This is a genomic window from Planococcus kocurii (genome assembly GCF_001465835.2).
GTDB classification, from domain to species: Bacteria; Bacillota; Bacilli; order Bacillales_A; family Planococcaceae; genus Planococcus; species Planococcus kocurii.
This window is the reverse complement of sequence record NZ_CP013661.2, coordinates 3,321,472-3,347,570: the sequence shown is the minus strand read 5'-3', so window position 1 is coordinate 3,347,570 and position 26,099 is coordinate 3,321,472. Positions and strand designations below refer to the sequence as shown.

General features: G+C 39.2%; 35 protein-coding genes. 10 read left to right on the top strand and 25 right to left on the bottom strand.

Going from position 1 to position 26,099, the window contains the following annotated elements; all coding sequences use genetic code 11:
• Nucleotides 1-35: 35 nt before the first annotated feature.
• The 13 genes from AUO94_RS16345 to AUO94_RS16285 form a co-directional block, all read right to left on the bottom strand.
• Complete coding sequence (locus tag AUO94_RS16345; RefSeq protein WP_237150142.1) at nucleotides 36-839, bottom strand: lysophospholipid acyltransferase family protein; 804 nt, start codon at nucleotides 837-839, stop codon at nucleotides 36-38.
• Complete coding sequence (locus tag AUO94_RS16340) at nucleotides 778-1,275, bottom strand: dihydrofolate reductase (RefSeq protein WP_058385231.1); 498 nt, start codon at nucleotides 1,273-1,275, stop codon at nucleotides 778-780. Before AUO94_RS16340 ends, AUO94_RS16345 begins: the two co-directional genes overlap by 62 nt.
• Before the next feature lie 103 nt (nucleotides 1,276-1,378).
• Nucleotides 1,379-2,323: a thymidylate synthase gene (locus AUO94_RS16335; RefSeq protein WP_058385230.1), complete on the bottom strand. Its 945-nt coding sequence runs from the start codon at nucleotides 2,321-2,323 to the stop codon at nucleotides 1,379-1,381.
• A 236-nt stretch (nucleotides 2,324-2,559) separates the two neighbouring features.
• Nucleotides 2,560-3,153: a YpjP family protein gene (locus AUO94_RS16330; protein ID WP_058385229.1), complete on the bottom strand. Its 594-nt coding sequence runs from the start codon at nucleotides 3,151-3,153 to the stop codon at nucleotides 2,560-2,562.
• Between the two features lie 451 nt (nucleotides 3,154-3,604).
• A complete protein-coding gene (locus AUO94_RS16325) occupies nucleotides 3,605-3,913 on the bottom strand; it encodes a rhodanese-like domain-containing protein (protein WP_058385228.1) in 309 nt (102 codons plus the stop codon).
• A 78-nt stretch (nucleotides 3,914-3,991) separates the two neighbouring features.
• Nucleotides 3,992-4,174, bottom strand: coding sequence for a glutaredoxin family protein (locus AUO94_RS16320; RefSeq protein WP_237150141.1), 183 nt, complete (start codon nucleotides 4,172-4,174; stop codon nucleotides 3,992-3,994).
• 244 nt (nucleotides 4,175-4,418) lie between these two features.
• Nucleotides 4,419-5,207 carry a class I SAM-dependent methyltransferase gene (locus tag AUO94_RS16315; protein ID WP_058385227.1) on the bottom strand — a complete coding sequence of 263 codons (789 nt, stop codon included), beginning with the start codon at nucleotides 5,205-5,207 and terminating at the stop codon, nucleotides 4,419-4,421.
• On the bottom strand, nucleotides 5,204-5,641 hold the full coding sequence (locus AUO94_RS16310) for a BrxA/BrxB family bacilliredoxin (protein WP_058385226.1): 438 nt from the start codon (nucleotides 5,639-5,641) through the stop codon (nucleotides 5,204-5,206). Before AUO94_RS16310 ends, AUO94_RS16315 begins: the two co-directional genes overlap by 4 nt.
• Before the next feature lie 1,197 nt (nucleotides 5,642-6,838).
• Entirely contained in the window at nucleotides 6,839-7,045 is a 207-nt protein-coding gene (locus tag AUO94_RS16305) for a hypothetical protein (RefSeq protein ID WP_058385225.1), read from the bottom strand.
• 426 nt (nucleotides 7,046-7,471) lie between these two features.
• Nucleotides 7,472-7,774: a hypothetical protein gene (locus AUO94_RS16300; RefSeq protein ID WP_058385224.1), complete on the bottom strand. Its 303-nt coding sequence runs from the start codon at nucleotides 7,772-7,774 to the stop codon at nucleotides 7,472-7,474.
• Between the two features lie 151 nt (nucleotides 7,775-7,925).
• Nucleotides 7,926-9,056 (bottom strand): conserved virulence factor C family protein, encoded by a 1,131-nt coding sequence (locus tag AUO94_RS16295; protein ID WP_058385223.1) that lies wholly within the window; start codon nucleotides 9,054-9,056, stop codon nucleotides 7,926-7,928.
• A 25-nt stretch (nucleotides 9,057-9,081) separates the two neighbouring features.
• Nucleotides 9,082-10,959 carry an ABC-F family ATP-binding cassette domain-containing protein gene (locus AUO94_RS16290; RefSeq protein ID WP_058385222.1) on the bottom strand — a complete coding sequence of 626 codons (1,878 nt, stop codon included), beginning with the start codon at nucleotides 10,957-10,959 and terminating at the stop codon, nucleotides 9,082-9,084.
• Nucleotides 10,956-11,591 carry an HD domain-containing protein gene (locus AUO94_RS16285; RefSeq protein WP_058386891.1) on the bottom strand — a complete coding sequence of 212 codons (636 nt, stop codon included), beginning with the start codon at nucleotides 11,589-11,591 and terminating at the stop codon, nucleotides 10,956-10,958. Before AUO94_RS16285 ends, AUO94_RS16290 begins: the two co-directional genes overlap by 4 nt.
• A gap of 165 nt (nucleotides 11,592-11,756) precedes the next feature.
• Here AUO94_RS16285 and AUO94_RS16280 point away from each other — a divergent pair, with 165 nt between their 5' ends.
• Nucleotides 11,757-11,966 carry a cold-shock protein gene (locus AUO94_RS16280; RefSeq protein WP_058385221.1) on the top strand — a complete coding sequence of 70 codons (210 nt, stop codon included), beginning with the start codon at nucleotides 11,757-11,759 and terminating at the stop codon, nucleotides 11,964-11,966.
• Nucleotides 11,967-12,034: 68 nt separating this feature from the next.
• Here the strand turns inward: AUO94_RS16280 and AUO94_RS16275 are convergent, their stop codons facing one another.
• Entirely contained in the window at nucleotides 12,035-12,226 is a 192-nt protein-coding gene (locus AUO94_RS16275) for a zinc-finger domain-containing protein (protein ID WP_410477408.1), read from the bottom strand.
• Between the two features lie 155 nt (nucleotides 12,227-12,381).
• Here AUO94_RS16275 and AUO94_RS16270 point away from each other — a divergent pair, with 155 nt between their 5' ends.
• From AUO94_RS16270 to AUO94_RS16255, 4 genes are all read left to right on the top strand, one after another.
• The gene (locus tag AUO94_RS16270; protein ID WP_058385219.1) at nucleotides 12,382-13,065 is read left to right on the top strand and encodes a queuosine precursor transporter; all 684 of its coding nucleotides are present in this window, start codon (nucleotides 12,382-12,384) and stop codon (nucleotides 13,063-13,065) included.
• Between the two features lie 8 nt (nucleotides 13,066-13,073).
• Entirely contained in the window at nucleotides 13,074-13,463 is a 390-nt protein-coding gene (locus AUO94_RS16265) for a ribonuclease HI family protein (protein WP_058385218.1), read from the top strand.
• A gap of 118 nt (nucleotides 13,464-13,581) precedes the next feature.
• On the top strand, nucleotides 13,582-13,791 hold the full coding sequence (locus AUO94_RS16260) for a hypothetical protein (RefSeq protein WP_058385217.1): 210 nt from the start codon (nucleotides 13,582-13,584) through the stop codon (nucleotides 13,789-13,791).
• Between the two features lie 20 nt (nucleotides 13,792-13,811).
• Nucleotides 13,812-14,126 (top strand): hypothetical protein, encoded by a 315-nt coding sequence (locus tag AUO94_RS16255; RefSeq protein WP_058385216.1) that lies wholly within the window; start codon nucleotides 13,812-13,814, stop codon nucleotides 14,124-14,126.
• Between the two features lie 82 nt (nucleotides 14,127-14,208).
• Here the strand turns inward: AUO94_RS16255 and AUO94_RS17720 are convergent, their stop codons facing one another.
• On the bottom strand, nucleotides 14,209-14,331 hold the full coding sequence (locus tag AUO94_RS17720; RefSeq protein ID WP_257721244.1) for a hypothetical protein: 123 nt from the start codon (nucleotides 14,329-14,331) through the stop codon (nucleotides 14,209-14,211).
• Between the two features lie 75 nt (nucleotides 14,332-14,406).
• Between AUO94_RS17720 and AUO94_RS16250 the strand changes: the two genes are divergently transcribed.
• Nucleotides 14,407-15,417: a PQQ-dependent sugar dehydrogenase gene (locus tag AUO94_RS16250; protein WP_058385215.1), complete on the top strand. Its 1,011-nt coding sequence runs from the start codon at nucleotides 14,407-14,409 to the stop codon at nucleotides 15,415-15,417.
• Nucleotides 15,418-15,469: 52 nt separating this feature from the next.
• On the opposite strand, the gene AUO94_RS16245 is transcribed toward AUO94_RS16250, so the two are convergent.
• The 4 genes from AUO94_RS16245 to AUO94_RS16230 all read right to left on the bottom strand — a co-directional run bounded on the left by AUO94_RS16245 (nucleotide 15,470) and on the right by AUO94_RS16230 (nucleotide 17,634).
• On the bottom strand, nucleotides 15,470-15,967 hold the full coding sequence (locus AUO94_RS16245; protein WP_058385214.1) for a GNAT family N-acetyltransferase: 498 nt from the start codon (nucleotides 15,965-15,967) through the stop codon (nucleotides 15,470-15,472).
• Nucleotides 15,968-15,984: 17 nt separating this feature from the next.
• Nucleotides 15,985-16,326 carry a hypothetical protein gene (locus AUO94_RS16240; protein ID WP_058385213.1) on the bottom strand — a complete coding sequence of 114 codons (342 nt, stop codon included), beginning with the start codon at nucleotides 16,324-16,326 and terminating at the stop codon, nucleotides 15,985-15,987.
• Nucleotides 16,327-16,396: 70 nt separating this feature from the next.
• The gene (locus tag AUO94_RS16235) at nucleotides 16,397-17,407 is read right to left on the bottom strand and encodes a S66 family peptidase (protein WP_058385212.1); all 1,011 of its coding nucleotides are present in this window, start codon (nucleotides 17,405-17,407) and stop codon (nucleotides 16,397-16,399) included.
• Between the two features lie 20 nt (nucleotides 17,408-17,427).
• Nucleotides 17,428-17,634, bottom strand: coding sequence for a hypothetical protein (locus AUO94_RS16230; RefSeq protein ID WP_058385211.1), 207 nt, complete (start codon nucleotides 17,632-17,634; stop codon nucleotides 17,428-17,430).
• Between the two features lie 193 nt (nucleotides 17,635-17,827).
• Between AUO94_RS16230 and AUO94_RS16225 the strand changes: the two genes are divergently transcribed.
• A complete protein-coding gene (locus tag AUO94_RS16225; RefSeq protein ID WP_058385210.1) occupies nucleotides 17,828-18,472 on the top strand; it encodes an SDR family oxidoreductase in 645 nt (214 codons plus the stop codon).
• A gap of 61 nt (nucleotides 18,473-18,533) precedes the next feature.
• Here AUO94_RS16225 and AUO94_RS16220 read toward each other — a convergent pair whose 3' ends face one another.
• Together AUO94_RS16220 and AUO94_RS16215 are read right to left on the bottom strand one after the other, a co-directional pair.
• Nucleotides 18,534-18,779: a hypothetical protein gene (locus AUO94_RS16220; protein WP_058385209.1), complete on the bottom strand. Its 246-nt coding sequence runs from the start codon at nucleotides 18,777-18,779 to the stop codon at nucleotides 18,534-18,536.
• Between the two features lie 68 nt (nucleotides 18,780-18,847).
• Nucleotides 18,848-19,357 carry a cupin domain-containing protein gene (locus tag AUO94_RS16215; protein WP_058385208.1) on the bottom strand — a complete coding sequence of 170 codons (510 nt, stop codon included), beginning with the start codon at nucleotides 19,355-19,357 and terminating at the stop codon, nucleotides 18,848-18,850.
• Between the two features lie 98 nt (nucleotides 19,358-19,455).
• On the opposite strand from AUO94_RS16215, the gene AUO94_RS16210 reads away from it, so the two are divergent.
• The 3 genes from AUO94_RS16210 (at nucleotide 19,456) to AUO94_RS16200 (ending at nucleotide 22,240) form a co-directional block, all read left to right on the top strand.
• The gene (locus tag AUO94_RS16210) at nucleotides 19,456-20,256 is read left to right on the top strand and encodes a TIGR00266 family protein (RefSeq protein ID WP_058385207.1); all 801 of its coding nucleotides are present in this window, start codon (nucleotides 19,456-19,458) and stop codon (nucleotides 20,254-20,256) included.
• 164 nt (nucleotides 20,257-20,420) lie between these two features.
• A complete protein-coding gene (locus AUO94_RS16205; RefSeq protein ID WP_058385206.1) occupies nucleotides 20,421-20,999 on the top strand; it encodes a TetR/AcrR family transcriptional regulator in 579 nt (192 codons plus the stop codon).
• 62 nt (nucleotides 21,000-21,061) lie between these two features.
• Nucleotides 21,062-22,240, top strand: a complete 1,179-nt coding sequence (locus tag AUO94_RS16200) for an MFS transporter (protein ID WP_058385205.1) — start codon at nucleotides 21,062-21,064, stop codon at nucleotides 22,238-22,240.
• 119 nt (nucleotides 22,241-22,359) lie between these two features.
• Here AUO94_RS16200 and AUO94_RS16195 read toward each other — a convergent pair whose 3' ends face one another.
• From AUO94_RS16195 to AUO94_RS16185, 4 genes are all read right to left on the bottom strand, one after another.
• Nucleotides 22,360-23,076: a MurR/RpiR family transcriptional regulator gene (locus AUO94_RS16195; RefSeq protein ID WP_058385204.1), complete on the bottom strand. Its 717-nt coding sequence runs from the start codon at nucleotides 23,074-23,076 to the stop codon at nucleotides 22,360-22,362.
• A 255-nt stretch (nucleotides 23,077-23,331) separates the two neighbouring features.
• The gene (locus tag AUO94_RS17560) at nucleotides 23,332-23,811 is read right to left on the bottom strand and encodes an MFS transporter (RefSeq protein ID WP_218916862.1); all 480 of its coding nucleotides are present in this window, start codon (nucleotides 23,809-23,811) and stop codon (nucleotides 23,332-23,334) included.
• Between the two features lie 2 nt (nucleotides 23,812-23,813).
• Complete coding sequence (locus tag AUO94_RS17555; RefSeq protein ID WP_218916861.1) at nucleotides 23,814-24,629, bottom strand: MFS transporter; 816 nt, start codon at nucleotides 24,627-24,629, stop codon at nucleotides 23,814-23,816.
• A 16-nt stretch (nucleotides 24,630-24,645) separates the two neighbouring features.
• Nucleotides 24,646-26,079, bottom strand: coding sequence for an FGGY-family carbohydrate kinase (locus AUO94_RS16185; RefSeq protein ID WP_058385202.1), 1,434 nt, complete (start codon nucleotides 26,077-26,079; stop codon nucleotides 24,646-24,648).
• Nucleotides 26,080-26,099 lie beyond the last annotated feature (20 nt).

Genomic DNA, 26,099 nt, shown 5'->3' with positions numbered 1-26,099 from the left:
ATATCTAACAACTACAAAGCAGATTGTTTTACCGGTTAGTTGTCATTATTTCTTTGTTTTTCCGCAGACATAGCAGAAACAGCTTCTTCAATTTGCGTATGGATCACCGCAATTGCTTCTTTTGGCTTCATGTCCTTAAGAACATCAACAGAAACAGGATCCAAAAGTTGTACGGTGACCGTAGCTGCCTTTACTTTATTGTTGTTTTTTTCCATTATGTCTGAAGTTCCGTGAATCGCAACCGGTAAAATAGGGACATCTGCATCTTTTGCAATACGCATAAATCCTGCTTTAAATTCACCCATACTTTGACCTTTACTTCTTGTGCCTTCCGGAAAAATCAAAATCGAATGACCTTCTTTTAATTTTTCTATAGTGTCAGTAATGGATTTCAATGCACTCCGACGATCTGTGCGGTCTAAAAAGACACAATTCATTTCTTTCATATACATCGGAATAATCGGGAATTTATTTACTTCTTTTTTGGAAATAAAACCAAAAGGCTTCGGAATGGTCGAAAGCAATGTTGGGATATCGAAATTCCCTTCATGATTGCTGACAAACAATACCGGTCCATCAGGTAATTTATCCAGTCCTGCAATCGTAACGGTGCTTTTTGTCCGTTTCATAATACCGGCTGCCCATTTTTGAGGTTCTGTATGAATCAGCTGGTCGTACTCTTTTACGCTTAATGTTGATTTTTGCTTGATATTTTTTTTCAAATTCACAGCGCTAATCGGTAAATAACCAAATAAAAAAGAGAACGTGCGAATGGTATTAAACATTGGCCGTTTTCTTTCGCCGTCTTTCGTATACCAAGTACGAAAAAGGCACTTCATTTGAAATTTGCTGCTCAGATTCAGAAACGAGTTTCCACTCACGTCCATATTCCGGGAAATACGTATCACCATCAAAAGCTTGATGAACCAGTGTTATGTAAAGACGGTCAGCATCTGGTAAAATTGATTCAAAAATCTGTTCTCCACCGATAATCATTACTTCTTCATGAAATTCTGTCGCTAACTTTATAGCATCTTGCACATTATGAACGACATCTACTCCATCTGCCTGATAATCATCGTTGCGCGTAACTACAATATTGCGGCGCTTCGGAAGCGGTCGCCCAATAGATTCATACGTATTACGGCCCATAACAATCCCTTTTCCGATTGTCTGTTTTTTAAAATATGCCAAGTCCGCTGGAATATGCCAAGGCAGTTCGTTATCTTTTCCGATAACTCGGTTCGGATCATGCGCGACCATTAATGAAATCATGTATCTTCCTCCTATCCCGCTTTTCGCGGGTATTACGTATTATTTAAAGTATTTTGAAGTTCAAACTAATTGATACACTGAAGATGAAAGTTAGTACTTGCTATTAAACTGCAACAGGCGCTTTAATCCGAGGATGTGGATCGTAGCCTTCGATCGTAATGTCTTCTAGTTTCAAGTCGAAAATTGATTTGACTTCCTCGTTAATTTTTAAGGTTGGCAGTGGTTTTGGTTGTCTAGCTAATTGTTCTTGCACTTGAGACAGGTGATTTGAGTATAAATGTGTATCGCCTGTTGTGTGAACAAAATCACCGACTTTTAAGTTACATTCTCTGGCAATTAGCTGTGTTAATAGCGCGTAAGATGCGATATTAAAAGGCACGCCTAGAAAGACATCTGCACTGCGTTGATAAAGTTGGCACGACAATTTGCCATCCGCTACATAAAATTGAAACATAATGTGGCATGGTGGTAAAGCCATGTCATCAATAAATTCCGGATTCCACGCGGTCACTAAGTGACGTCTGGAATCCGGATTTTTTTTAATCGATTCAATGACATTTTTCAATTGGTCGATGGTACCACCTTCTGTTGTCGCCCATGAACGCCATTGCTTGCCATAAACGGGACCGAGGTCTCCGTATTTTTCAGCAAACTCTGGACTTTCAATTACCTTGCGCTGAAAGCTTTGCATCTCAATCTTATATACTTCCGCAAATTCCGGATCTGTTTGTGCACGGCGACCGAAATCAGACATGTCAGGTCCCGCGTATTCGTCGCTTGCTACCCACTGTGCAAACGCCCACTCATCCCAGATGTGATTATTATCTTGCAATAAAGATCGGATATTGGTATCACCTTTAAGAAACCAAAGAAGTTCCGAGACAATCAAGCGGAACGCCGTTTTTTTTGTTGTCATTAAAGGGAACCCTTCCGTTAAATCGAATCGCATTTGATGGCCAAAGACACTCAAAGTACCTGTACCGGTCCGATCTTCTTTTGTTGCTCCGTTATGTAGAATGTGTTCGCATAAGTCTAAATATTGCTTCATATAATTCGCCTCCGTTGTTAGTTTAATCATAACAATACTACCGGTGTTAATAAAGATTTTAGACATCTTAAATTATACGGAAAATTTGTATTTACTAAAACCTCATCGGTCTCACTATGGTTCACTCGATAAACTGAGAAATTCACACACTCTCTCTTTCTCCTTTGGACGCACCAGTTACGCTAGTTTGGCAAAAAAATCGAGCACACATAAAAAAACCGCCAAAATTGGGCGGTTTAAGAAAGCCATTTCGGCGGTGTATTTTTAGACCAGTAGATGTCTCCTAGCGTAATATGCTTTTGGAAATCATCTTCAGCTAAATGATAGTGAAAATTAAAAGAATAGCCTAGCTGTGGTTTGTTCTCCGTCCTAACGTGGAAACGGATTTCGTCTTTGTTGGTTTCAGTGTTATATACATGGAAGATTTTTTCAGCATAATCACCAGATGGCTTTTCAGAAATGGCTAATTTTTTTAATTTGCCGGTATCTAGGGTTGCCAAATGGACATCAATCGCTCGTTGAATGTTTGGCAAAATCATGGTTTGGAACTGGTCTCCAATAACAGGTCCAATTCGCGAACCAAATTTCAAATACGATTGCTCTTCTGCAGATTGATACACAGAATGGATAAAAGAGTCACCGGTGTCGTAGAACTCACTGGGGTCGACCCAATCGTAGATATATTGTTTGTTATCACTTTCCGCTGCATGTGATTTCGGTTGACCTTTTTCGTCTAGAAGCGACTCCCAGATTAAATGGTTCGGAGAGATTGCTCCCAATGTTAAAACGGCAACAGTAATCATCAGCGACTTTTGCCACCAATTTTTCATCAACATCACCTTTTCTTTTATGAACATTTTTGTCATAACGTTTGCTTATTTATACGAATTTCGCGGGTAAAGGTTTCATCTTCTTGAAATTCATTGTACAATAAAGTCATTAACAACGCCTTGTTTTTTTATTGAAAAGGAGGAATTTTTGTGGATGCATCATTATTAATCGGACTGGGTCTCCTGTTTATGCTTGGATACTTGACTTCACTTTCATTTACAGACTAATAAACACTAAAAAAACTCCCTGAATTTCAGGGAGTTTTTTGTTTCAGATGGTCGATAAATCAGACTTTTTATATCATTATGCAATAAAAGAACTGTCAATTCAATTGTCCATTGACAGTTCTTTTGCTATTTATCTTCAGTTTTTGCATAAACCAACTCTTACTCTTCAGTGTCTTTTCACAAAGACTTGCCTTGAGCTCCATTGCTGAACTCATAAGCTTTTTCAATCATCAATCCGCTCGATGTCACCTGCCCATGCGTTCATGCCACCTTCGACATTTATCACTTTATAGCCCTGATAGTCTAAGAATTTACATGCCGAACCGCTACGTCCGCCAGCTTGGCAATTAACATAGTATTCTTCTGATTTGTCCAATTCATTCATCTTAAATTCCAATAATCCTAAAGGCATATTGACAGCTCCAGGAATTTTCCCACCGGCTACTTCTGACGCTTCACGCACGTCGATTATATTCACTTGTTTGCCTAGTTCTAGTAATGTTTGCAATTCTTGCGTCGAAATCACTTTCACTTGTTATTCCTCCTGGTAATTTAGTTTTCGTTGAATTTTACTCAATGTGGGTTTCACATTTGTTGTTTTAGGCGTTCACTAATTCCGTGGCACGGTTTGGATCAAATCCAAGCACCCATTTGGTCGTTTGTCTGCACAAGGCGCTTGGTCTCGCTGTACGTTTACTTTCGTATAAGGGACATCACTTGCCGCTAGAAGTTTTTTCATCATGATGCAATGTGGGCAGGTATCCGTTGAATAAACTGTTACTTGGTTTGACATAACGGCTCACCCCCTCAAAAAAGAACTCTTTTGAATACATCCAAAACATACCACAGGGGGTATATTTTGCACAAGAAATCAGCTTGCTTTGAAAATAGATTCACACTACAAAACACATGCAGATAAATTGAATCCGCATGTGTTTCATAAGTGAAACCAAATGTACTCCAGAACACTGTCAGCTTGAGATCACGAACCTGAACCATAGCTATACTTTAAATTCCCAACTAACGAGCATCCGTTTTTATTGTTTACTCTCTGGTTCAATTGAAATGACACCATAGTGGAACTTGGTATTGGGCCGCATGCGCCTAATAAATCCAAAACGTTCGAAATCCTGAGAACGAAAATGTGCTTTTAAAACGACAGTTTTTCGTGCTACACGCTTTGCCTCAGCTACCCACTGCACTGTTAATTGCCCTCGGTCAGCAGTTCCTCTGAGTGGCGTAAAATTTGAAGCTTCTGTTATTTCTTCTGTAAACATCGGATCCATGTAAATTACATCTATCGAATCTGCAGGCAAAGTTTGCAAAAATGAAACTGCTTGGCATGACACTACCTCAATACGCCTCATCGCCTCTTCTAAATGTGGCATGTTGCTATATTGCTGCAACCCTTGCGCCACCACGTAAGCGAGCACTGGATGGCTTTCACAGCCCACCACTCGTCCTCTTTGACCAACACGCTGTGATGCCACAATTGAGTCAGATGCTAACCCTAATGTACAATCTAAAAATGAGTCGCCTGGAACTAAACCTGCCACTTCAATCAGCGGATCTTGTTCAAGAGGTCTTTTTGTTCGAAAAGCTGCTGAGTTCGGATGAAAAAAGAACGGCTCGGTTTTACCCATTGGGTAAAACTCAAGTCGTTCTTTTAAGCACACCAACAAATCAGCTTGTTCATCTTCTTGCATCCGGTCAATGGAACGCTTATTGCGCGGAACTTGTAAAATTTCCAGTTCTGCTGAAACGCGATTTGCCCATGCCAATGCAGACGAAGTTGGCCGGTATGCTGTGGTGACTATTGTTTTCACTGAGCTGCCACCTGTTCAAGAACTTGCGACAAATGATCGCGAATCTGTTCCATTGGGTAGCCTTCAATTTGTTCACGTGGAATAAAATGAGCCAATTCACCGTCTTTTAATACGGCAATCGATGGAGACGATGGTAGCACTTCTTCAAAGTAATTGCGCATCTGTGCAGTTGCTTCTTTATCTTGACCTGCAAATACGGTCACTAAATGATCTGGTTTTGCTTCCACAGCTTGAATGGCTCCAATAGCTGCTGGACGCGCTAAACCTGCTGCACAACCACAAACAGAGTTAATCACAACAAGACTCGTTCCTTTAGCACTGCTCATATGTTCATTGACTTCTTCTGCTGTCAATAATTCTTTAAATCCTGCTCCAGTCAACTCCTGGCGCATAGGCACGACAATGCCTTTCATGTACTCATCATATGCGTTCATGCTTTCGCCTCTTTTCTTTAAAATCGATTTTCTCAATATATTGTTTCCTATCTATTTCAGTGTAACCTAGTTTGTTGGTAATTTCATCGTGAAAGGATTTGAATAGGAGTTTACTTAAAAGGAATAGATAATGGAACATTCATTAAAGGAGACTAGAGTCGTATTATTGAAAAGACAGATTACACCAAACTCAACAAAGAGCCGAGCTTTCCTAAAGAAGCGATCGGTGAAGTGGTCTCATTTTACAAATGCTCAAACATTGTCCCTGGATTTCACTTAGATAATGTTCGGTCTCTAACAACGTTTATAACTCAGTTGCAGAAAAAAGACTTTCGGTTTGAACGTCTTTACAGCCTATTCAGCCATGGAATCAGAAAACACCCCTGCTCCCTTTACGTAAAGATGCGATAATAGAAAGAGTAACTTCCGAGAATTATTACGAAGCACTATGGATAGGATGTCAGATTAAAGAATTCGGAGGAAAAGCAGTTCGCGAAAAGGCACTTGAATCTGAATTTGCCGATAATCGCTACTGTCATTACCTAATTAAGATACAAAGGAGTACTATGTCCGATTGCCTGCTTATTTGCTCATGGCAGTCAAGGGAAACTAGAAAATTTCGCCTCAATCGAAGAAGGCAGAGGAAAAGGATTAATCGATTTGCTGCAACAGATACAAAAAGAAGCGTAAAATCTCCAACCGGAAAAACTATCGGTTTACCCAATCAACGACCCCGTTGAAAAAGTTTACAGTTGTTACGGCATTACAACGCTCTTTACAGTCGGTCCATGCTTTTTAAGCGACAAAAGGATTACGTATACAAAGACACGCCTTGCCGAATTAGAAGAACATGACAAGGAGACCACCAATGAAGAAGAAAAAGAACAAGCAGAAGAGAGAAAACTGTTTTACTGATTTATTTATGGACCTTAGTATAGGGGTAATTTTTGAAATTGTTTTTTCATTGGTTTGGAATACCTTAATCGCCATTCCTAGATCAATCATTCGTTTTTTTAACACATAATTTTTTTAAAATCACTTAACCATCAGTGAACTCTTAAACAAAATCAAGAGTATGCTCATTTTTCTGAACGCTAAGCAGTCATTAAAAACGCCTTGCCTATCTAGTTTTCTAAGATTTACCTACACTAAAATAGCAGATAGCTTCTTTTTCCACACAATATAAAAAGCCACCCCTCAGGATGACTTGAATAATGAAATTTGAATTCCTTCAATTGACGGCGGACGAAGAATAATCGAACTTCCTAAGTCTTCTACCTGATAATCCTTTAAATACTCTTCTACGTCTTTCGCATGTTCTGCGACAGACTCTCTTATTAATTCTCTAACGATAAGTGCACTTCTTTTTTGACTCAATACTACTCCATTGACCGTAAGATTCACCTGTAACCCTCCTATGTATACTTACAAGATATCATAAATTTAACAACAACAAACGTATACATGGACCTAATATTTTTTATTTTTTTTATTAAAAATAAATAACTTTATGCCTTTTGTTATATAAAGTGATTTTAAATACCTATTCTGCTCTATATTTATGATAACCCGAAATAGCCTATCACATATTTCTAGCAATAAAAAAACTACCCGAATTGGGTAGTTTTAGATATTTTCAGTATGCTCTGACTATTTATCGGCATCGTTTTAACTCATTAATTCTTTAGTACTAGCTTTGTAAGTCTAAGTAAAAAAAGCAATAGCTTTTTAAAAAATATTCAAAAGACATCTTTATTCACCGAGTCTTTGTACTTCTACACTTTATCATTTTATATTTGATTGCATTTAAAAATTTATTTTCTAACAAACTTACTCGCTTTGGTTATACTTGTTGTTAATAAAGTCCAACATTTGGCTAAATACATCGTACTCAAACCATTCATACGTTGTATCCTGAGCGTATTCTCCATTTTCTTGGATTTTCAGATTGTTAGAAGACAGTTGGACAATGCGTGTATCATCGATCCCTTCCTCTTGACCATTTATTTTTTGATCAGCAAACTGCTGAACGACTTGCTCATAAAAAACATCGCGTTTTTGTCGATTTTCAAACTCCCATGATTCATATTTTCCGCTGTATAAAATCTCCATTGAAAAAACATTGTTTGACATATTTATTTCCTCCTCGTATAGCAACTATTATAATTAGTTTGATTACCAGCACTTTACCTCTTAACAGCAATGAGGAAACATTTAATGCAGTTCCAAGCAGCCAATAAGCAAAAAAAAAGGCCAGTGACTGTTTAGTCACGGGTCTTTTCTACTATTCCTCTTTTATCGCTTGACGCGCTTCGGTCATTTGTTTCCAAACCGACCCTTTTGCATCTTCGCCTTCTTCAATACGTGCAATTGCCATTTTGATTTGTAGTTTCACTTCAAACTCCGGATCATTTTCGGCTTGCTTCAGACTTGGTAAAGCGGCTTCTGTTCCTGTTTCATAGAGGAACATCGCTGCTCTCCAACGAACCAATTTGTTTTTATCACGTAAGGTTTCAAGCATAACCGGCTCAAATTCCTCAAAACCGAGATCGCTGATGGTATCGCCTGCTGTTCTGCGGACAGCCCAGCTCTTGTCTTTCATCGCACGTTCAACATAGGGCACAACAGCTTTGTCTTTAACGTCGCCTAGGAAAATAGCGGCTTGACGACGAATCGACATTTTTTCATCGTTTAATGCCGCTGCCAGTAACGGTAAATCATCAACATCTGCCTCAATCATTTGATCAAGTAGCTGAAAGCGAGTTTCCCAGTCGGGTGCATCAAAGTCTTCTACTGACACTCTTTGACCACGAGGGGCTGACTCAGCTTGAGCTGCATCTTCTTTCGTCGTCATTGCAACTAATCGTTCTTGTGGATACGCAGCTTCGATTTCTTCCATCAGGCTTTTGCCAATTTCACTTTTATCCCCATAGCGAACGCCATAATCTACCCATTTACGCTGCATGAGGTAGTTTTCTTCTGTCGGGTCCAAAATTTGCTTCATCGCCGCGACAAAACGTTCTGGCATACCAAAGCGTTGTTCTGAACTATTATCGAACACTTTGACTTGCAGTGGAATTCCTTTGAATTGTTGCACATGGACATAAATTTCCCCAAAATGCTCGTCTAATTGGACTTCTTCTCCACTATGCTGACGGTCTTCGCCAAAAACATTCCGGACCTGCGTCAAAATAATTTCCCAATCGAATTTAGAGATGCGCTCGACTGCCAAAAAATCAGCTACGTGGTAAACGCCTTTTACACCGTCAATCGCTAGCAACTGCTGCACTTCTTCAGATGCACCTTCTAACTTATCTTTCGTGTAGTTATGACTTTTGCCAAATGGCAATTCCTGGTCGATGATCACTTTCATCGTATTCGGGCTTGGTGTCGGTTCAATCGTTAAAATTTTCACAAAAATCCCTCCTGCAATTAATAGATCATGTTTCTGCTATTTCTTGAAGATAAGTCCAACGTTCAATTAACGCGTCATACTCAGCAGTTAATCCATTGACTTCTTCGGTCAATTTCTGCAATTTATCGTAATCGGCCCCAGCTAAAGCCATTTCTTCCTCACGAGCTTCAATCTTCGCTTCTGTTTGTGCAACTTTATCAAGAATACCGTTGTATTCCTGCTGCTCCTTGTAGGTCATTTTCTTTTTAACTTTGGCTGGTTGTGCGACTTCCGTTTCAACAAGCTGTTGTTCAGCTAATTCAACCGGATTATTTTTTTCTTTAATAAACTCAGAGTAAAGACCTTGATATTCTTCGATTTTTCCTGTTCCTGTTGTCCACAATTTCTGGGCAATGCGGTCAAGGAAAAAGCGATCATGCGAAATTGTAATAACTACGCCTGGGAAGTTTTCTAAGAAATCTTCCAAAACAGATAGTGTTTGGATATCCAAATCGTTTGTCGGCTCATCGAGGAATAAGATATTCGGCTGTTCCATCAATAATTTCAATAAATACAGACGCTTTCGCTCGCCGCCTGATAATTTACCAATTTGCGTGCCGTGACCATTTGACGGGAATAGGAAACGTTCAAGCATTTGAGTTGCCGATAAACGAACACCTTTTTCTGCTTCAAAATCACTCGACGTTTCTTGAATGTATTCAATCATGCGCTGCGATTCATCCATTTCAGGCAAATGCTGTGTAAAGTGAGCAATTTTCACGGTACTGCCGTATTCCATTTTTCCTGAAGTTGGTTCTAATTCTCCGGCAAGCATTTTCATCAACGTCGATTTCCCGGCACCATTTGGTCCAACAATTCCAATGCGATCTCCACCTTGCAACAGGAAATCAAAGCCGCTGAAGATTTGTTTGTCCCCATAAGCAACGCCCATGTCTTGGCCTTCAATGATTTTCTTGCCAAGTCGCTGGCTTTGCATGGATAGTTCAAGCGATGTATTGTCGTTTTCTTTTTGCACGTTTTCTTTGATTTCATCGAAACGCTGAATCCGCGCTTTTTGTTTAGTCGAACGAGCTTTTGCACCGCGGCGAATCCATTTTAACTCAGAACGGAAACGGTTTTCTAATTTTTGCTGAGACGATGCATTCATTTCATCACGAATCGCTTTGTTTTCCAAATAATCGCCGTAGTTGCCTTTGTGCGTGTACATGGTTTGGTCTGCTATTTCGAAAATATGTGTAGAAACCGCATCCAAGAAATACCGATCATGCGTGACAAAAAGCATAGCTGAACCCATGCGCAACAGGGTTTCTTGCAGCCATTCAGTTGACACCGCGTCCAAATGGTTTGTTGGCTCATCCAGAAGAATCAAATCTGCTGGTTCAATCAATGCTTTCGCAAGAGCCACACGTTTACGCTGACCGCCTGATAATTCACGTACTACTTGGTCATACATATCGATCCCTAGTTTTGACAGTGCGGTTTTGGCCAAGGCATTAATATCCCATGCATTTTCTTGTTCCATTTTTTCTTGAATATCCATCAACTCGTCTTGTAATTGTGTAGAACTTGAATCGACCATCATATTTTTCAAGGCATTTTCATAAGCACGGTTTAATGCTAAAATCGGGGATTTCCCTGAGAAAACTGTTTCGAGTACAGTCAATGATTCATCAAATTCAGGTTCTTGCATTAAATACGTAATTTGATATTTTTTCGGGTGGTCCATGACAACATTATCTGCATCCATTGATCCCGCTAGTATTGACATTAAAGTCGATTTCCCTGTACCGTTTACGCCGATTAAACCTGCGCGTTCTCCTGGATATAATGAAAATTCGACATCCTTGAATAATGTTTTTGCTCCAACAGTTTTCGTTAACTTCGTAATATTTAAGTGGCTCATTTATTCCCATCCGTTTCTGTTTGTAGTTGCTTTAAAAAGATTAGCATAAATTCATGGCGCTCTTCAGCCATGTGCTTACCCGTTTCCGTAGTCATTTGGTCTTTCAACAATAAAAGCTTTTCATAAAAATGTGTGACGCTACTGGTTTGCGCTTCGCGGTATTCATTTTCCGTCATTTTTGTACGTGCCTGTTCGTTCCAGTCGTACAACTTACGTCCCTTTGCCCCACCGTAAGCAAATGCTCGCGCGATCCCGATTGCACCAATAGCATCTAATCGGTCAGCGTCTTGGACGATTTTCGCTTCGATGCTCGTTGCCGGTTTGCCATTGCCGCCTTTAAAAGAAACCGATTCAATAACTTTCTGAATCTCTTGGCGCTGAGCATCTGAAAGTTCTAAACGATTCAGAATATCACGCTCCAAGTCTTCCTCGGGCTTTTTATACTTCGGGTCCGAAACGTCATGTAAAAGTACGGCCAATTCGACTATAAATGCATCTGCTGTTTCTTGTTGCAAAATCATTTTGGCGTTTTTCATGACCCGTTCGATATGCTGCCAATCATGGCTAGCATCAAACTGTTCATAGATTTTCTTAACCTCATTGCGACATTGCTTGATTTTTTCCTGGTCCATACTTCCGCTCCAATCGCTTGTTTCTTCTATTATAACCTGAAGTTGAAGCAAAATGCCTGTATTCCCAACGATTATTGACGTTTCCATAGGCTTCATGTATAGTATACCCATCCATAACATGGCGTCTATAGGTCCATGACATACTCAATAATAGGGGGAACTCGCATGCACCAGGGAACAGTGAAATGGTTTAACTCAGAAAAAGGTTACGGATTTATTGAGTATAATGACGGTGATGATGTATTTGTTCATTTTACCGGCATCCAAGGTGAAGGATTTCGAACATTGAATGAAGGCAAAACTGTATCGTTCGATATTATTGATGGCAACCGTGGACCTCAGGCTGCAAATGTTATCCAAATTGATTCAGAATAAACTAATAGAAAAAAGCAGGGGCGGGAATTCCGTCTCTGCTTTTTATAGTTTTGAAGAACAACCAGTCGTTACGCTTTGCTGCCGGTTCCGACTTTATTCAGTTCGTTTCCAAGGAATTGCAGTTGACTTCCAACTGTACAATTGCTAATACAAAATCTATGAGCAGCGGTCTTTCCTTCATCTTTGCGAAGCTGAGATTTCACAAAGCAACCTTCACAGTATGTGGTCATCATTTCATCAATTTCGTTAATAATAGACATTTTTTTCACTTTGTCACCTCACTGCAAATCGTCATTTCTTCATTCTACTACGCATTTGTTTTTTATTCCAACAATAGTTATACTAACTGAGGACATTTTTACGGTACCAAGCGGTTCGCAAATTCCCGCTTTACCAAAACTAAGGAGGACGTATTTTGTTTAATGAATTTTGGGGACTTGGCTTTGCCTTGTTCAATTTTGTTCTGTTAGTAATCATGTATAAATTTTTCGGAAAGACTGGATTGTTTGCGTGGGTAGCTATTTCGACCGTTTTGGCTAATATCCAAGTAACGAAGACGATCGAAATCATAGGATTGACAGCAACTTTAGGCAACAGCCTTTATGCTTCGACTTTTCTCGCGACCGATATATTGAACGAGAAATATGGCAAAAAAGAAGCCAAAAAAGCTGTCTGGCTTGGTTTTTCTTCTTTGCTCATTATGGTACTAGTCATGCAGTTCGGGATTAAGTTCATACCGGATGACAGTGATTTCGCACAAGATTCGTTGGAAACCATTTTTGGTTTAATTCCGCAAATTGCTATTGGTAGCATGGTAGCTTATCTCGCCAGTCAGCATCTGGATGTCATCATCTTCAGTGCACTGCGCAAAATGTTTCCAAAAGACAGCCAGTTTTGGATCCGCAATAACGGCTCTACGTTGATTAGTCAGTTGTTGGATACGTTAATTTTTACATCCATTGCATTTTGGGGAGTTTTTCCGTTTGATGTGTGGATTCAAATTTTCATCTCGACATATGTATTGAAGTTTATTGTTTCTGTCATGGCTACGCCTTTCGGCTATTTGGCAAAAATCATCAAACCCATTGACGAAAAGTAGGTGATCAGATGCTTGAAGTGTTTGTGGATGCGGCGACTGCGGGTTCACCTCAAGTAAGTGCAGTCGGTGTTTTTATTCGAGGGGAAGGCCATTTGATTCACTGGAGCGAATATGTGGGTGAAATGGACAACCATACTGCGGAATTCACCGCGCTCGTAAAGGGATTGGAACTAGCAATAGGGTTAACATCTGGAATGGTATCGATTAAATCTGATTCCCAAGTAGCGGTAAACGCTTTTGAAAAAAGAGGCATCAAAAATGCTAAGTTTAAGCCATTGCTTTTACACGCGCTTGAACTCGGCGACCAATTTGATTTTTGTTTTATCAAATGGATTCCAGATTCTCAAAATCGGGCAGCCGACGCCTTAGCCAGAACTGAACTTCGCGCACATAAATAATCTGTCCAAACTGTGTCAGCCGCCCTTATCTTTTCAGGGTGGCTGTTTTGGTTTCTGTGCATACTCTTCAGCGAAAGTCTGATAAGATAAATGTATTATCTTTTATTGGAGGAACCTCATGAGAACAAAACTTGGTACTGCACTCGATATTTTCATTTTGGTCATTGGACCATGGATCGTCTATTCCCGCATTATTGAAATGATGCAAAGTGGAGTTTCTGTTTATCCGATGATTTCGGTCGTTATCGTTACCGTCGCGGTTATTTTTTCCATTTACAATCTTTATTTGCTGGCAGTTCGCAGACAGCAAAATAACATGAAAAAATAAGGAGAAATGAGGCTTTTAACGTGAAATCGCTATTGTTTTATCTTATACCGCTGTTGATTTTCGCAGTGATCAATAATACGATCGCTGTTTTAACGTGGCCCTATTATTTAGTTTTACTACTGGCTTTCCTTGTTTTTCAATTAGGCCGCACGCGCTATCCGAAAGACGCATTACCGGCAGTTGCAAAAACTTCACAAGTGGCTTTTTACATACTGACAGTTGCAACTATTTTCCGCGATCAATTTTTAAGTCCTTTGCTTATTAATGTGCTATTGGGTATCACGATTGGTGTCGTTATCGCAGAAATAATTCAAACGAAAAAAAAGTCCTCTTAAGACAGTAAAACCACAGTCAGCTCGAACAATTCGAGTTAACCGTGGTTTTTTTGTGTATTGCAGTTGAATTTATGCCGCCTTTTTAGCTAGTAAAATACCAAATAACTACGAGCGCAATCGCTATAAACACCCATGTCATGACGCGAATCAAGTTCTGTTTTTTACGAATTTCTCCTTGTTCTTTAACGTCTTTTAATAATGGCATAAGTTCACCTCTCTCATTAGATTATTGCCTATAGGCAGTTTGTTCAATTATGATAGAAAAAAGGAGGTTTTCTGAATGAGAAAAATTTTAGTTTCTTCACTTTCCCTACTGCTTTTAGCAGCTTGCGCTAACGAGGCTCCTAATCCAGACAAAGCGAACGCCCCTTTTGAAGAAATTGCGTCAGGGCTTGAAGCTCCATGGGCGATCAATAAAATAAATGATGAATTTTATATTTCGGAACGACCAGGAAAAGTTGTTCATATAGACAAAGAAGGGGTCATGACACGGCAAAGCGTCAATTTTTCTGATAGTTTATCTGAAGCTTCAGAAGCTGGATTTTTAGGCTTTGTTTTGGCACAAGATTTTGAAGAAAGTCAAACTGCATACGGCTATTACGTCTACGAACAAGACGACGAAGATTACAATAAAATCGTCACACTTGTTTTAGAAAATGGAACTTGGCAAGAACAAGATGTCTTGTTAGCAGGTATTCCAACAGGGAATGTGCATCATGGTGGCCGCTTAGAATTGGACGATGATGGGACACTTTTTGCAACAATTGGTGATGCTTCCACTCCTGAACTTGCACAAGACTTAGGTTCAGTAAACGGCAAAATATTGAAACTCAATACAGCCAACGAGTTTGAAATTTATTCGTCCGGTCATCGCAATCCACAAGGAATGACTTGGGACAATGACACGATGTTCGCGTCTGAACATGGTCAATCCGCCAATGATGAAATCAATATTATTGAACAAGGCAATAACTACGGTTGGCCTACAATCGAAGGCGATCAGTCAAAAGACGGCATGGAGGCTCCTTTTTACACAACAGACTCTAGCGATACTTGGGCGCCAAGTGGAATCGACATGCATAATGGTCTGCTTTACGTAGCTGCGCTTCGAGGAACCGCAATTAAAGTGGTGGATCCTAAGAGTGCTGAAGTGACAGATTCAATTGAAGGGTTTGGCCGTGTCCGAGATGTTTTTTCTGATGGCGACTCGCTCTATTTTATCACGAACAACACGGACGGTCGCGGCACACCTGCAGACGGTGACGATAAACTTTATAAATTGAATGAATAGCCGTGTACAAACTAAAAGGTGTATTGGACAAGTCCAATACACCTTTTAGTTACTAAATAAATTTGACCATCAGATTTTCATCAATGTATTTCTCTGGCGTTTTCATTGCTTGTTTATCCGTTCCATACTTTTCGAATCCCAGTTGTTCATAAAGTGCAATAGCTGGTTTGTTTTCACTGGCGACTGCCAAGTCTAGCCGTTCGAGTCCTGGCAAACTTTCAGCGAGTTGAACGACTTCCTGCATCAATCGTTTAGCGTGGCCTTTGCCCCGTTCACCAGGCGTCACATAAACTGCTACTACCGATGCTCGGTGGTTAAGTTTCGGTGCCATGTCTCGTACGAATGTCACATTTCCGATTAGTTTTCCAGAGGTAAATGCACCGTACGTGATAGCATTTTCTAGTGCCAAATTTTGCGCAGTTTTCTCGATAGGCCGTTGAATTGCTTCTTCTAATCTTGTACTGAAGGCGTCCGGACTATCCGTTAGCGCCTCGATTCGCAAATCGTAATAAGCCTGCGCATCATGTCCGCCTAATTTCCGAATTTTCATAGCCACTCATCCTTTTTTCAAATTAAGCACAAGAGAAAGAAGTACTCAATTAAATTTTTTGTTACTGTGAAATTACTTCTGAAGCAAGGACGTAGGGGAAACTCTGAAGGTGTATCAAAAGGTACGACAAGGACCGAATCTCCTACTTCTAACTCTTCAAAAAGAATAGCGGTTCCACTAAATATCGTTTCATCTGTCAGGTGTATTTCGTGAACAATGGACTCTTGTTTCGTGTCGTCATTTGTCCCGACTTCTATTTTAAAGCTAGAATCTGTTTTTTCGGTGATATTCCCTTTATAATTTCCACAGCCTGTCAAAAAAAGTGTTGCGCTCATAACTAAGACAAACAATCTTTTCACCCTCGTTCACTCCATTCTTGAAGCATTCGATTAAAAGAAAGATGTTAAGTCTAGCAGGTCATCAACGCTTTTATATGAATTTCTGTATCACAGTTCCTTTACCGTCTGCGACTCGTACTTCTGCATGTGCGCCATTGATAAATGTGATCTGTGGTGGCATATGACCTAAATCGATATCGTACGCAATCGGTAACTCTAATTCTTTTGTTAAATCTTGGTACATTCTATCGATAGTGTATCCACCGACCGGCTCATTTGCCATACTTCGCCCAAAGAGAATACCTGAGCAATTGTCAAACCATCCCGCGTATTTCATTTGCGTTAGCGACCTTTTTAAATCCGCCACTGACATTTCGCAGTTTTCTAAGTACCAAATGACCTGTTCGCCCGGAATGTGCTTGTCCCTAAATGGTTGAACTTCTCCGAATGGTGTTCCAATTAGGTGATGGATCACATCAATGCAGCCTCCAAGCAAGCGGCCTGAGAATATTTCCTCGGTTCCCGAAACCGTTTGCCATTTAGTCGGTTCTGTCAAATGAAAGACGACTGGTGAAGCAATGGAATGGTCCCACTCTTTCTGATAGAGTTTAGAAGAAATTTGCTTTACAGTTTCTCCTTTTGCTGTTTTTAAAATATCTAGCCAGCGCGCTGTTGTTTCATCGCTTTTTTCACCACGCAAATCAATAATGTTCGTACCATGTGCCGTGGCAATACCGGTTTTCAACGTGATAGCCAACAACAACACGCTGATATCAGAATAACCAAGTACCCATTTCGTTTGTATCTTTGTGAAGTCTACATATTCCAACATCTCAATCAATAATTCCCCACCCCAGGGCGGGAAGATCAACTCAATTTCTGTGCTGGTCATCATTTCCATAAATTCTTCTGCACGCTTTTTAGCAGGAGCTGATTTAGCCAACTCTTGAGTCCAAGCCGTGTCCTCTGTCACAACAGTAAACCCCTTCTGCTCTTGCCGTTCAATCGTCAGTTTGAGAAGATCGTGGTGCTCAGTTCCCACTCCTGAAGACGGTGCGGTAATGCCCATTGTTTTAAAGGTAGTAGTAGGATAACGAATCATTCAATAGTCCCCCTTTTTGTTTAAACAAAATAAAAAAGCGAAAAAATCATTGCGATTAAAATACTAGCACCTACACAAAACCAAAGTGCTTGTTTGACCATTTCGAAAAACCGACTCGGTTCCTTATCCAATCTTTCCCCTTTAAATTGTGAAAAGTCAGGCGGTGTTTCTCTCTTTGGCTTGGTTTTTTGCAATTTTGTCGTTTTCGTTTCTGTCATCGGGTTCATTGTGTTCCTCCTAAAATCAGTAGCAATAGAATCTGTAAGATACCTTCCATTATACTAAACTTAACTTGAGAATATAGTCCCCTTTTTGGCTAATTGTCATTTTTCAGAACAAATAAACAGAAGTACTTCTTGAAATGACTTTTTTGAGGTATATGATAGGAGAGAATAGAAAAATTCTGGAGAGGTGATTGGGATGAAAGTGTTGGTAGTTGGGGCAAATGGACAAATCGGACGGCAGTTTGTCAAAATGCTTGCTGATAGTGATAAATACACACCTAAAGCGATGATCCGTAAAGAAGAACAAATCAGCTATTTCAATGGTCTCGGAGTAGAATCCGTATTAAGTAGCCTCGAAGGCAGTGTTGAAGAAATTACTGAAGCGATGAAAGATTGTGACGCTGTGGTCTTTGCAGCTGGTAGCGGTGGCAAAACCGGAGCCGATCAAACCTTACTGATTGATTTGGACGGTGCTGCAAAAACCATTGAAGCCGCCGAACAAACGGGGACAGAACGCTTTCTCATGATCAGTGCCATCAATGCCGACAAACGGCAAATGTGGAAAGAAGATATGGCTCATTATTATGTCGCAAAACATCATGCCGATAACATTCTACGCGCAAGCGGTCTAGTCTATACCATCATTCGCCCAGGTCTTTTAACAAACGATGCCGGTACCGGTAAAATACTAGCGGTAGAGGACTTGGAATCGGGACAAATTTCTCGCGAAGATGTAGCGCGTGTCCTTTTGCATTCGCTTGATAACGAACATGTCTTCAACAAAACGTTTGCCATTATTTCTGGTGAAGACGACATTGACCATGCGCTCAATCAGCTGTAAATATGTTTATGATGTAAAAAAACAGGCCAGATGATTTAAGATCATCTGGCCTGTTTTTTGATTATTCAACTGTTTTTAAATTTCTAATACCTATCACGACTTGGAACAAAAATGCAATCGAACAAAGAATAATAGCGGCATAGCCGAGTCCGCCAATTGGTGTCATTTGAAATGTCTGTATAACCAATAAAGCCATCATTACAGCAATCCCAAAATTCATAATATAGGGCTTGTCGTAAAATTTCTTAGAAGCAATCCCTACAAATATCGCAACCGCAATAATAGATATCAATAAAAAATTCCCCATTACTTTCCCTCACCCTTTGCTTCGTCTTTCATAAGTCTAGCATGTATCCTTTAGCTCTGATAGTTTAATTAGAATTTTTCATAAGCCATTTTCTTAATAATTTGCTCGTGTTCAGGATAGAGTGCAAGCAGTTCCGCCTGCAGCAATAATTCAAAATCCTCAAAATCAAAACCTGGTGAAACCATGCAGCCCACTAGTGAAAATGTATCTGCCGCTTCTACTGTTGAACCGAAAATACTGCCTTTTTTAACCAATACTTGTGGCCTTTCCCCTGCCGCTAAATCCAGTCCCAGTTTTTCAGCACGATAATTTCCATTCGCATCTAAAATATGCACTGTAACGGCATGACCTGCGTGAAAATACCACAGCTCGTCTGATTTCAATCGGTGAAAATGAGAGATATCTTGCGATCGCAACAAAAAATAAATACTGGTGTACAAATTTCGTTCTACCGGATGTTCAGTGGTCCTGATTTTTTCAGGAGAAACGAACGATTGTTTGTAATATCCTCCCTCGGGATGCGCCGTCATGTCTAAATAGGTAATCCAATCTTCAGCATTCACTATATCCAACTCCATTCCTTCTCTTCTAACCGCTTGTTTATATGAAACTTTCTATCTCTATAGACGTATTCATTATATAACATAAGTCCATAAACAAACGAGGAGGAATAATAATGAATAACCACGAAATTGATTTTAAGTTGCACGGAGACGATATGCAGTTTGTGGAAGTAGAACTAGACCCAGCTGAAACGGTTGTTGCAGAAGCAGGAGCTTTAATGATGATGGAAGACGGTATTGTGATGGAAACGATTTTCGGAGACGGTTCTACAAGTTCAGGTGGCAGCGGCTTGATGGGCAAACTAATGGGCGCAGGAAAACGAATTATCACAGGTGAAAGTTTGTTTATGACGGCATTCACTAATAATGGAACAGGTAAACGCCATGTGTCATTTGCTGCGCCTTATCCTGGCAAGATTATTCCTATGGACTTGAGCATGCTAAACGGCAAGATTATTTGTCAAAAAGATTCTTTCCTAGCTGCTGCCAAAGGAGTTTCAATTGGCATTGAATTTCAGCGCAAATTGGGTGCAGGATTTTTTGGCGGTGAAGGCTTTATTATGCAGAAACTGGAAGGAGATGGCTTGGCGTTTGTACATGCTGGCGGTACGATTTACCGAAAAAACCTTCAAAAAGGAGAAGTATTGCGTGTGGATACGGGTTGTTTAGTCGCCATGACCGGAGATGTTGATTACAATATTGAAACAGTCCCGGGCATTAAAACAGCATTGTTCGGTGGTGAAGGTTTATTCTTTGCAACTTTGCGTGGTCCCGGAAGTGTCTGGATTCAATCGATGCCATTCAGCCGATTAGCGAGTCGTGTATTTGCAGCCGCTCCACAAAACCCTGCTGGTCGTTCGAAAGGGGAAGGCAGTGCCGCTGGTGGATTATTTGACTTACTCGGTGGAAGATGATTAATTGACTTATTAAAATAAAAGACGCCTATTCATTTCCTTACAGGGTTTGAATAGGCGTCTTTTATTGTTCTATTAGAGAGATTTGATAAAAAGCTTGAAAAATTGACAAACCTCTATTAATCATGAGATTATTACCTAACGACCGTTAGGAAGGTGAAAAAGTGAAAGCAGATCTTATTCTCCAAACCGCTGTCAGCCATTTTGCAAAAGAAGGCTTTGAAGGCGCATCTCTCAGTAAAATCGCTGAAGAAGTTGGAATCAAAAAACCATCTATCTATGCCCATTACAAAGGAAAAGATGATTTATTTATTTCTGCACTTCAGTATTCACTCAATACTCAAAAAGCTCAGTTAGCTAGTTATTTTAATTCTACGAAAAATGAATCGTTAGAAACTCTTCTTTTCGGTTATTTTGATTGGTTGGCAAAAGAAAGCAGAGACAACGAACGAATGAAGTTTATCTTGCGTGTTGCTTATTTCCCTCCACTCAAATTAGAAAAAGAAGTCGGCGAGTTGTTTAATCCGTTTTTTGACCTGATGCACCAGCATCTTACTCGTTTATTACGAGAAAGACATCGCTATGAAAACGTATTACACTCTGTAGATTTTTCAAATACAGCGTTAGCTTATCTGACTGTAATTGAAGGAACGATGTCTGAACTTGTCTATAGCGGCATCGAAAGATATGAAAAGCGACTTCAAGCAGTTTGGCCAATTTTTTGGCGTGGCTTAATCCATTAATACACGAATCACAGCAGACCAGAAACACCTATTAAGCACGAAGATTATAAGGAGATCACTGCATGAAAACAAATAAATTAGTTCTTTCAACTTTACTACTCAATCTATTTATCGCATTTCTAGGGATTGGACTGGTCATTCCAGTAACTCCGACCATTATGAACGAATTAAGCATCTCAGGAACTGTCGTGGGCTATATGGTTTCTGCTTTTGCGCTAGCTCAGCTCATTGTTTCTCCTATTGCCGGACGATGGGTAGATAATATTGGTCGTAAACCCATGATCATTATCGGCCTGTCAATCTTCAGTATTTCCGAATTTCTATTCGGTATTGGTGAAACAGTAGAAGTGCTGTTTGCCTCTCGTATTCTCGGGGGTGTCAGCGCAGCCTTTATTATGCCGGCTGTTACGGCTTATATTGCTGACATTACGACCAGTAGCACACGACCAAAAGCTTTAGGTTATATGTCTGCGGCGATTTCTACCGGTTTTATTATCGGTCCAGGAATCGGTGGGTTTTTAGCCGATATCAGCACGCGACTTCCCTTCTTCTTTGCAGCAGGATTCGGTTTGTTTGCAACGATTTTGTCACTTATCACATTAAAAGAACCCAATCGCAGCTACGAAGTTGAGGAAAAACACCAACCCCTGCCAAAATCAGGATGGAAACGAATTTTTTCACCGATGTATGTTATCGCTTTTATGGTTATTCTCATATCATCATTTGGTCTGGCCGCATTCGAATCGCTTTTCGCGTTATTCGTTGATCACAAATTCGGCTTTACGGCAAAAGATATTGCCGTGATTATCTCACTCGGCGCAATTGTCGGAGTCATTTTCCAAGTCGGTTTGTTTGATAAACTAACGCGACGGTTCGGTGAAATCCGATTGATTCGTTACAGTCTTTTTGTGTCAACCGTTTTAGTATTTATTATGACTTTCGTTACGAGTTACTGGTCGATTTTGCTTGTTACCATGGTCGTGTTTGTCGGCTTTGACTTGATGCGTCCAGCCGTTACTACTTATCTGTCACGAATCGCCGGCAATGAACAAGGATTCGCCGGGGGCATGAACTCCATGTTCACAAGTATCGGTAATATTTTCGGTCCGATTATTGGCGGTATTCTTTTCGACATTGATTTAAACTATCCGTTCTATTTTGCTACTGTCGTCTTAGCAGTAGGAATTGCATTAACGTATTTATGGAAGCGCCCAGCGTTTTCAGAACCAACAAGAATATAGTATTCAAAAAATATCTGTACGTATTTAAATCCCCCTAGCGAAAACAGTTTTCACTTGTTTTCGCTAGGGGGTTCTTGTTTTCTAAACATATTAGTCGTATTTGAGTTTATTTTTTTAACCTACAGTTGTGCCCTCTTTTTTAATCTAGTAATTACTTCCTCTATAAATATAAAAAACACTGTTCTAGTTTTTTCGAACGCTAATAATTCATCACTTTGAGTATATTTTGTTAAAAAAATTATGTAATCTACCGCAGAATCCTTTACATCAATATGTTCCTCTAATACCAACATCGTTTCGGCATCTTTTTTCTTCATTTCTACAAACAAGTTTTCAAAAGATGCAAATGTTCCTGTTACTGATAATACTATTAATAATGTCTCTTTATCAGCTAATCGTATAGCATATTCCTCATTTTGAGTAACAAACACATTTTTGTCTGTTACAGTAGAAAGTTTGTATGAAAAATACTCTCCACTTATGTAGGAAGGACCTAAACCGTATATAATTATTTTATTAAAATTTTCAAATACCGCTGTAAATTCATCCACAATTTTTGGATCATAATCCACTAAAAAGGATATCAATCGCTCAATTTCACTGGATTTTTTTTTAACTTTCATTTCTTCTTGTTGGCCACTAAAGTATAATTTATACTGTTTAAAATTATCAAAGCCTAATTTACGAACCATCTTTGAAACTTTCGAAGGTGAAACTCCGCATAGTTCAGCTGACTCTACTATTTTTAATTTGCTATTTTTAGAAGCTTCTTCCGATAACAAACGATGTATTTTCTTTTCTAAATCAGTCAAGTCGCTCGTATGTAATTTCAACATTTCATATCACCCATTTCCAGATACTTCACTACATAGAAGCTAAAGGTAGCACTAGTTATTAACTAAAGCTTTTATAACTAAGGATACCTTATTTCAATTAATAATAAACTGAATTCCTCGATATTCTTATATTATGTATTCAAACAGAACATTGGATATTACTTTTAACCCCTAATTTTGCTAAAGATAAATAAAAACAATGAGAATTGGCTTGAAGCCAACTCTCATCGTATTCTGAATATCCATTTTATTATTTCAAGAACTTACTTCCTTTATTTGTGCAGCTAATCTCGTTTTCCTAACATTCCTGCTAAAGAGGATTGTGAACGCAATTGCCATAATACCAGCGCTTGCACTGAATATGAAATACGCATTATACCCACCAGTATCCCCATAACTACTCATTAAACCGCTGACAATGAGTGGTAATACAATATCAGGTAAATACCCAATAAACGAGATCAACCCAATTGATAATCCTAAAACTTCCTCTTCTACGTCACAATCACCTAGAAGTGACCAATACAGTCCACGTATCGAATATACTGACAAGCCGATTAAAAGAACTAAGATATTAAAATAGACCTGTGGTATTCCTGTAGGAAGCAGTGCTATTACGAATAAAACAATAACAGCCATTAATAACGAAATTATTAGAATTAAATTTTTACCGAATTTATCTCCGAGAAATCCGCCTAATACTCCACCAATAGGACGCATCCACAACATCATCACCGTTATCGTTCCTGCCGCTGCAGCTGTAATACCAATATTAGTTTGTAAAAATCCGCCCACATAATAAACTGTCCATGCGACAATATAGGACGTAAAGATAATCCCCCGAGTAGCAATACAGATTTATTTGTAAACACCTTTTTAAAAGCGTTTAAATTCACCGTCGATTTTTCTCTGGTTTTCTTTTCTTCTTTTCTTTTTTCTAAACCAGGATCATCCACTTGCACAAATATCATTATTAAAATAGAAACTAAAATTAAGACACCAGAATACATATAAATAACAGAAACTAATGCATCTGTTTTACTTGACAACGCATCGCTGTTTCCCAGTACTACCGAAAATATATAAACTGCAATACTAGCAAGTACGGCCTCAATTACACCCTTACCCCCGTCTAATATCCCAAAAAATCTACCTTCCTCTTCTTTTTTAGAAATTAATTTAACTAATTTAAGATGGGCTGACCAAAATGTCAATACGGAGAAAATACCCCAAATGATAAATATTATAATAATGTACGGATAACTTGGAACTTGCGCAAACCATATACCTGCTAATCCTACAGCTAGTAGAGATATAGACAATAATTTTTTTGCCGAAAATCTATCCGCAATCCATCCACTAGGGAAATAACCAACAACATACGCAACTCCTAATGCCGATAAAATAATGTTTAAATCGGATAAGCTGATGCCATATACCTCTAAAATTGTTTCTTGATAATTGGTTCTTAAATAGATTAATGGAAATATAGATCCTCCCGCTAATACAATGAGTGCAAATTGGAAGTATCTTTTCAAATTACTAGATCCCACAAAAATCCCTCTCTTCTTATTGAAATATAGGATAAGTTAATTTTAGAATTTCATCTGTATGCATTCTGACATTCTTGACAACTTTTTCATTTACCTCAGAATAAAACGCATGATTCTTAGATTCAGGAACGAAGAGTGCATCTGTTTTAACCATATGATCGATTGCATCTTGGAAATTTTGATAAATCTTTAGATTTACACAAACACTTATTGCTGCTCCTAAACTAGAACTACTGCTCCCTTTACGTCTATGTGTTGGTAGGCCAAACACATCTGATATTATTTTCATCAACACATCACTTTTCGCCCCCCCACCAGTAACAATAATTTCTTTTATATTGGCATTCGTCTCGTTTAACATATCTTCAGTATTGTTTTTAATGTTATAAGCAATTGCCTCTAATATAGATCGGTAAATATGATATCTGGTATGCCTTTGGTCAAAGCCGATCATGATGCCTTTTCTATATGGAATCGTAGGGCTGGCTAACCAATCTAAAATTGTAATTAACCCTTCGGAGCCTAGAGGTATTTCTTCAGCTTTCAAATTTAAAAAATCTTCTTCTGAAATATCTAAGTTTGAAGCGTTTGTTTCTAATTCTTCGCCAATCAGTTTCTTAAACCAACTAACAGTCCACATTCCACGTCGAATGCCATTCGATTCATACGTATACTTAAAGGGCATGGCCGCTAAAGTAGGGAAGAAATTGGAAGCGTTCTCAAAGTTCTCATCTTTTAATAACATGGATGAAATATATGTGCCAAGCGATACCATCAACGTATGATCATCTTTTATCCCTGCACCTAGTACTTCAACAGCTTTATCATTCGATGTTGCAACAACTGGAATCTCTTCCTTAAAGCCAAATTTTTCAACAATGTCACTTCTCAATTGACCAAGAGTTTCTCCAGGTTTCACCAAATTAAATAACATGTCTCTTTTTAACCCTTCAGCTGCAATTACGCGATCATCTGTTGACCAATCTAAAGTTTCACGATTTAAAGGCCAATTCACCTCATAGTTTCCAGCTGTATCATTGTATTCTCCCGTTAATTTAAATCCTAAATACCCTGAAGTGGTCGTAACATACTTCACTTGGTCATTTTCATGTTGATAGGGTTTTGACAACCTCTGATCCATCCAACTTAGAACAGGGTATGCAAGTGATCCATCCTCTTTTAGCAAGACTCTGCAACTTCTAATAGTGCATAATCCAATTCCTTCGATTGCCTTTCTATCTCCAGTGAAACTATTTAAACAATTTTCTATAGCCACACTCACACTATCCCACAAATCATCATCTGGATGAACCACGATACCAGGTTCAGGTGTTAAATATTCCTTTAATGCGCATGAACCAATTGACACCTCATTACCATGTAGATCAAAAAGTACTACTTTTGTGCTTTGTGACCCATTATCAATTCCCATAATGTATCTGTCATTCATAATACTAGTCCTACCTTTCT

Bases quoted from the DNA above. Each gene is read 5' to 3' on its own strand.
- AUO94_RS16285 (WP_058386891.1), bottom strand. From the start codon at position 11,591: ATGGACCAGGAAAAAATCAAGCAATGTCGCAATGAGGTTAAGAAAATC.
- AUO94_RS16310 (WP_058385226.1), bottom strand. From the start codon at position 5,641: ATGAACGCATATGATGAGTACATGAAAGGCATTGTCGTGCCTATGCGC.
- AUO94_RS16260 (WP_058385217.1), top strand. From the start codon at position 13,582: ATGAGAACAAAACTTGGTACTGCACTCGATATTTTCATTTTGGTCATT.
- AUO94_RS16340 (WP_058385231.1), bottom strand. From the start codon at position 1,275: ATGATTTCATTAATGGTCGCGCATGATCCGAACCGAGTTATCGGAAAA.
- AUO94_RS16265 (WP_058385218.1), top strand. From the start codon at position 13,074: ATGCTTGAAGTGTTTGTGGATGCGGCGACTGCGGGTTCACCTCAAGTA.
- AUO94_RS16210 (WP_058385207.1), top strand. From the start codon at position 19,456: ATGAATAACCACGAAATTGATTTTAAGTTGCACGGAGACGATATGCAG.
- AUO94_RS16245 (WP_058385214.1), bottom strand. From the start codon at position 15,967: ATGAAAATTCGGAAATTAGGCGGACATGATGCGCAGGCTTATTACGAT.
- AUO94_RS16290 (WP_058385222.1), bottom strand. From the start codon at position 10,959: ATGAGCCACTTAAATATTACGAAGTTAACGAAAACTGTTGGAGCAAAA.
- AUO94_RS16195 (WP_058385204.1), bottom strand. From the start codon at position 23,076: ATGTTGAAATTACATACGAGCGACTTGACTGATTTAGAAAAGAAAATA.
- AUO94_RS16250 (WP_058385215.1), top strand. From the start codon at position 14,407: ATGAGAAAAATTTTAGTTTCTTCACTTTCCCTACTGCTTTTAGCAGCT.
- AUO94_RS16185 (WP_058385202.1), bottom strand. From the start codon at position 26,079: ATGAATGACAGATACATTATGGGAATTGATAATGGGTCACAAAGCACA.
- AUO94_RS16220 (WP_058385209.1), bottom strand. From the start codon at position 18,779: ATGGGGAATTTTTTATTGATATCTATTATTGCGGTTGCGATATTTGTA.
- AUO94_RS17720 (WP_257721244.1), bottom strand. From the start codon at position 14,331: ATGCCATTATTAAAAGACGTTAAAGAACAAGGAGAAATTCGTAAAAAA.
- AUO94_RS16280 (WP_058385221.1), top strand. From the start codon at position 11,757: ATGCACCAGGGAACAGTGAAATGGTTTAACTCAGAAAAAGGTTACGGA.
- AUO94_RS16320 (WP_237150141.1), bottom strand. From the start codon at position 4,174: ATGTCAAACCAAGTAACAGTTTATTCAACGGATACCTGCCCACATTGC.
- AUO94_RS16230 (WP_058385211.1), bottom strand. From the start codon at position 17,634: ATGAACCCGATGACAGAAACGAAAACGACAAAATTGCAAAAAACCAAG.
- AUO94_RS16225 (WP_058385210.1), top strand. From the start codon at position 17,828: ATGAAAGTGTTGGTAGTTGGGGCAAATGGACAAATCGGACGGCAGTTT.
- AUO94_RS16215 (WP_058385208.1), bottom strand. From the start codon at position 19,357: ATGGAGTTGGATATAGTGAATGCTGAAGATTGGATTACCTATTTAGAC.
- AUO94_RS16335 (WP_058385230.1), bottom strand. From the start codon at position 2,323: ATGAAGCAATATTTAGACTTATGCGAACACATTCTACATAACGGAGCA.
- AUO94_RS16300 (WP_058385224.1), bottom strand. From the start codon at position 7,774: ATGTCAAACAATGTTTTTTCAATGGAGATTTTATACAGCGGAAAATAT.
- AUO94_RS16330 (WP_058385229.1), bottom strand. From the start codon at position 3,153: ATGAAAAATTGGTGGCAAAAGTCGCTGATGATTACTGTTGCCGTTTTA.
- AUO94_RS16200 (WP_058385205.1), top strand. From the start codon at position 21,062: ATGAAAACAAATAAATTAGTTCTTTCAACTTTACTACTCAATCTATTT.
- AUO94_RS16345 (WP_237150142.1), bottom strand. From the start codon at position 839: ATGAAGTGCCTTTTTCGTACTTGGTATACGAAAGACGGCGAAAGAAAA.
- AUO94_RS16275 (WP_410477408.1), bottom strand. From the start codon at position 12,226: ATGTCTATTATTAACGAAATTGATGAAATGATGACCACATACTGTGAA.
- AUO94_RS16235 (WP_058385212.1), bottom strand. From the start codon at position 17,407: ATGATTCGTTATCCTACTACTACCTTTAAAACAATGGGCATTACCGCA.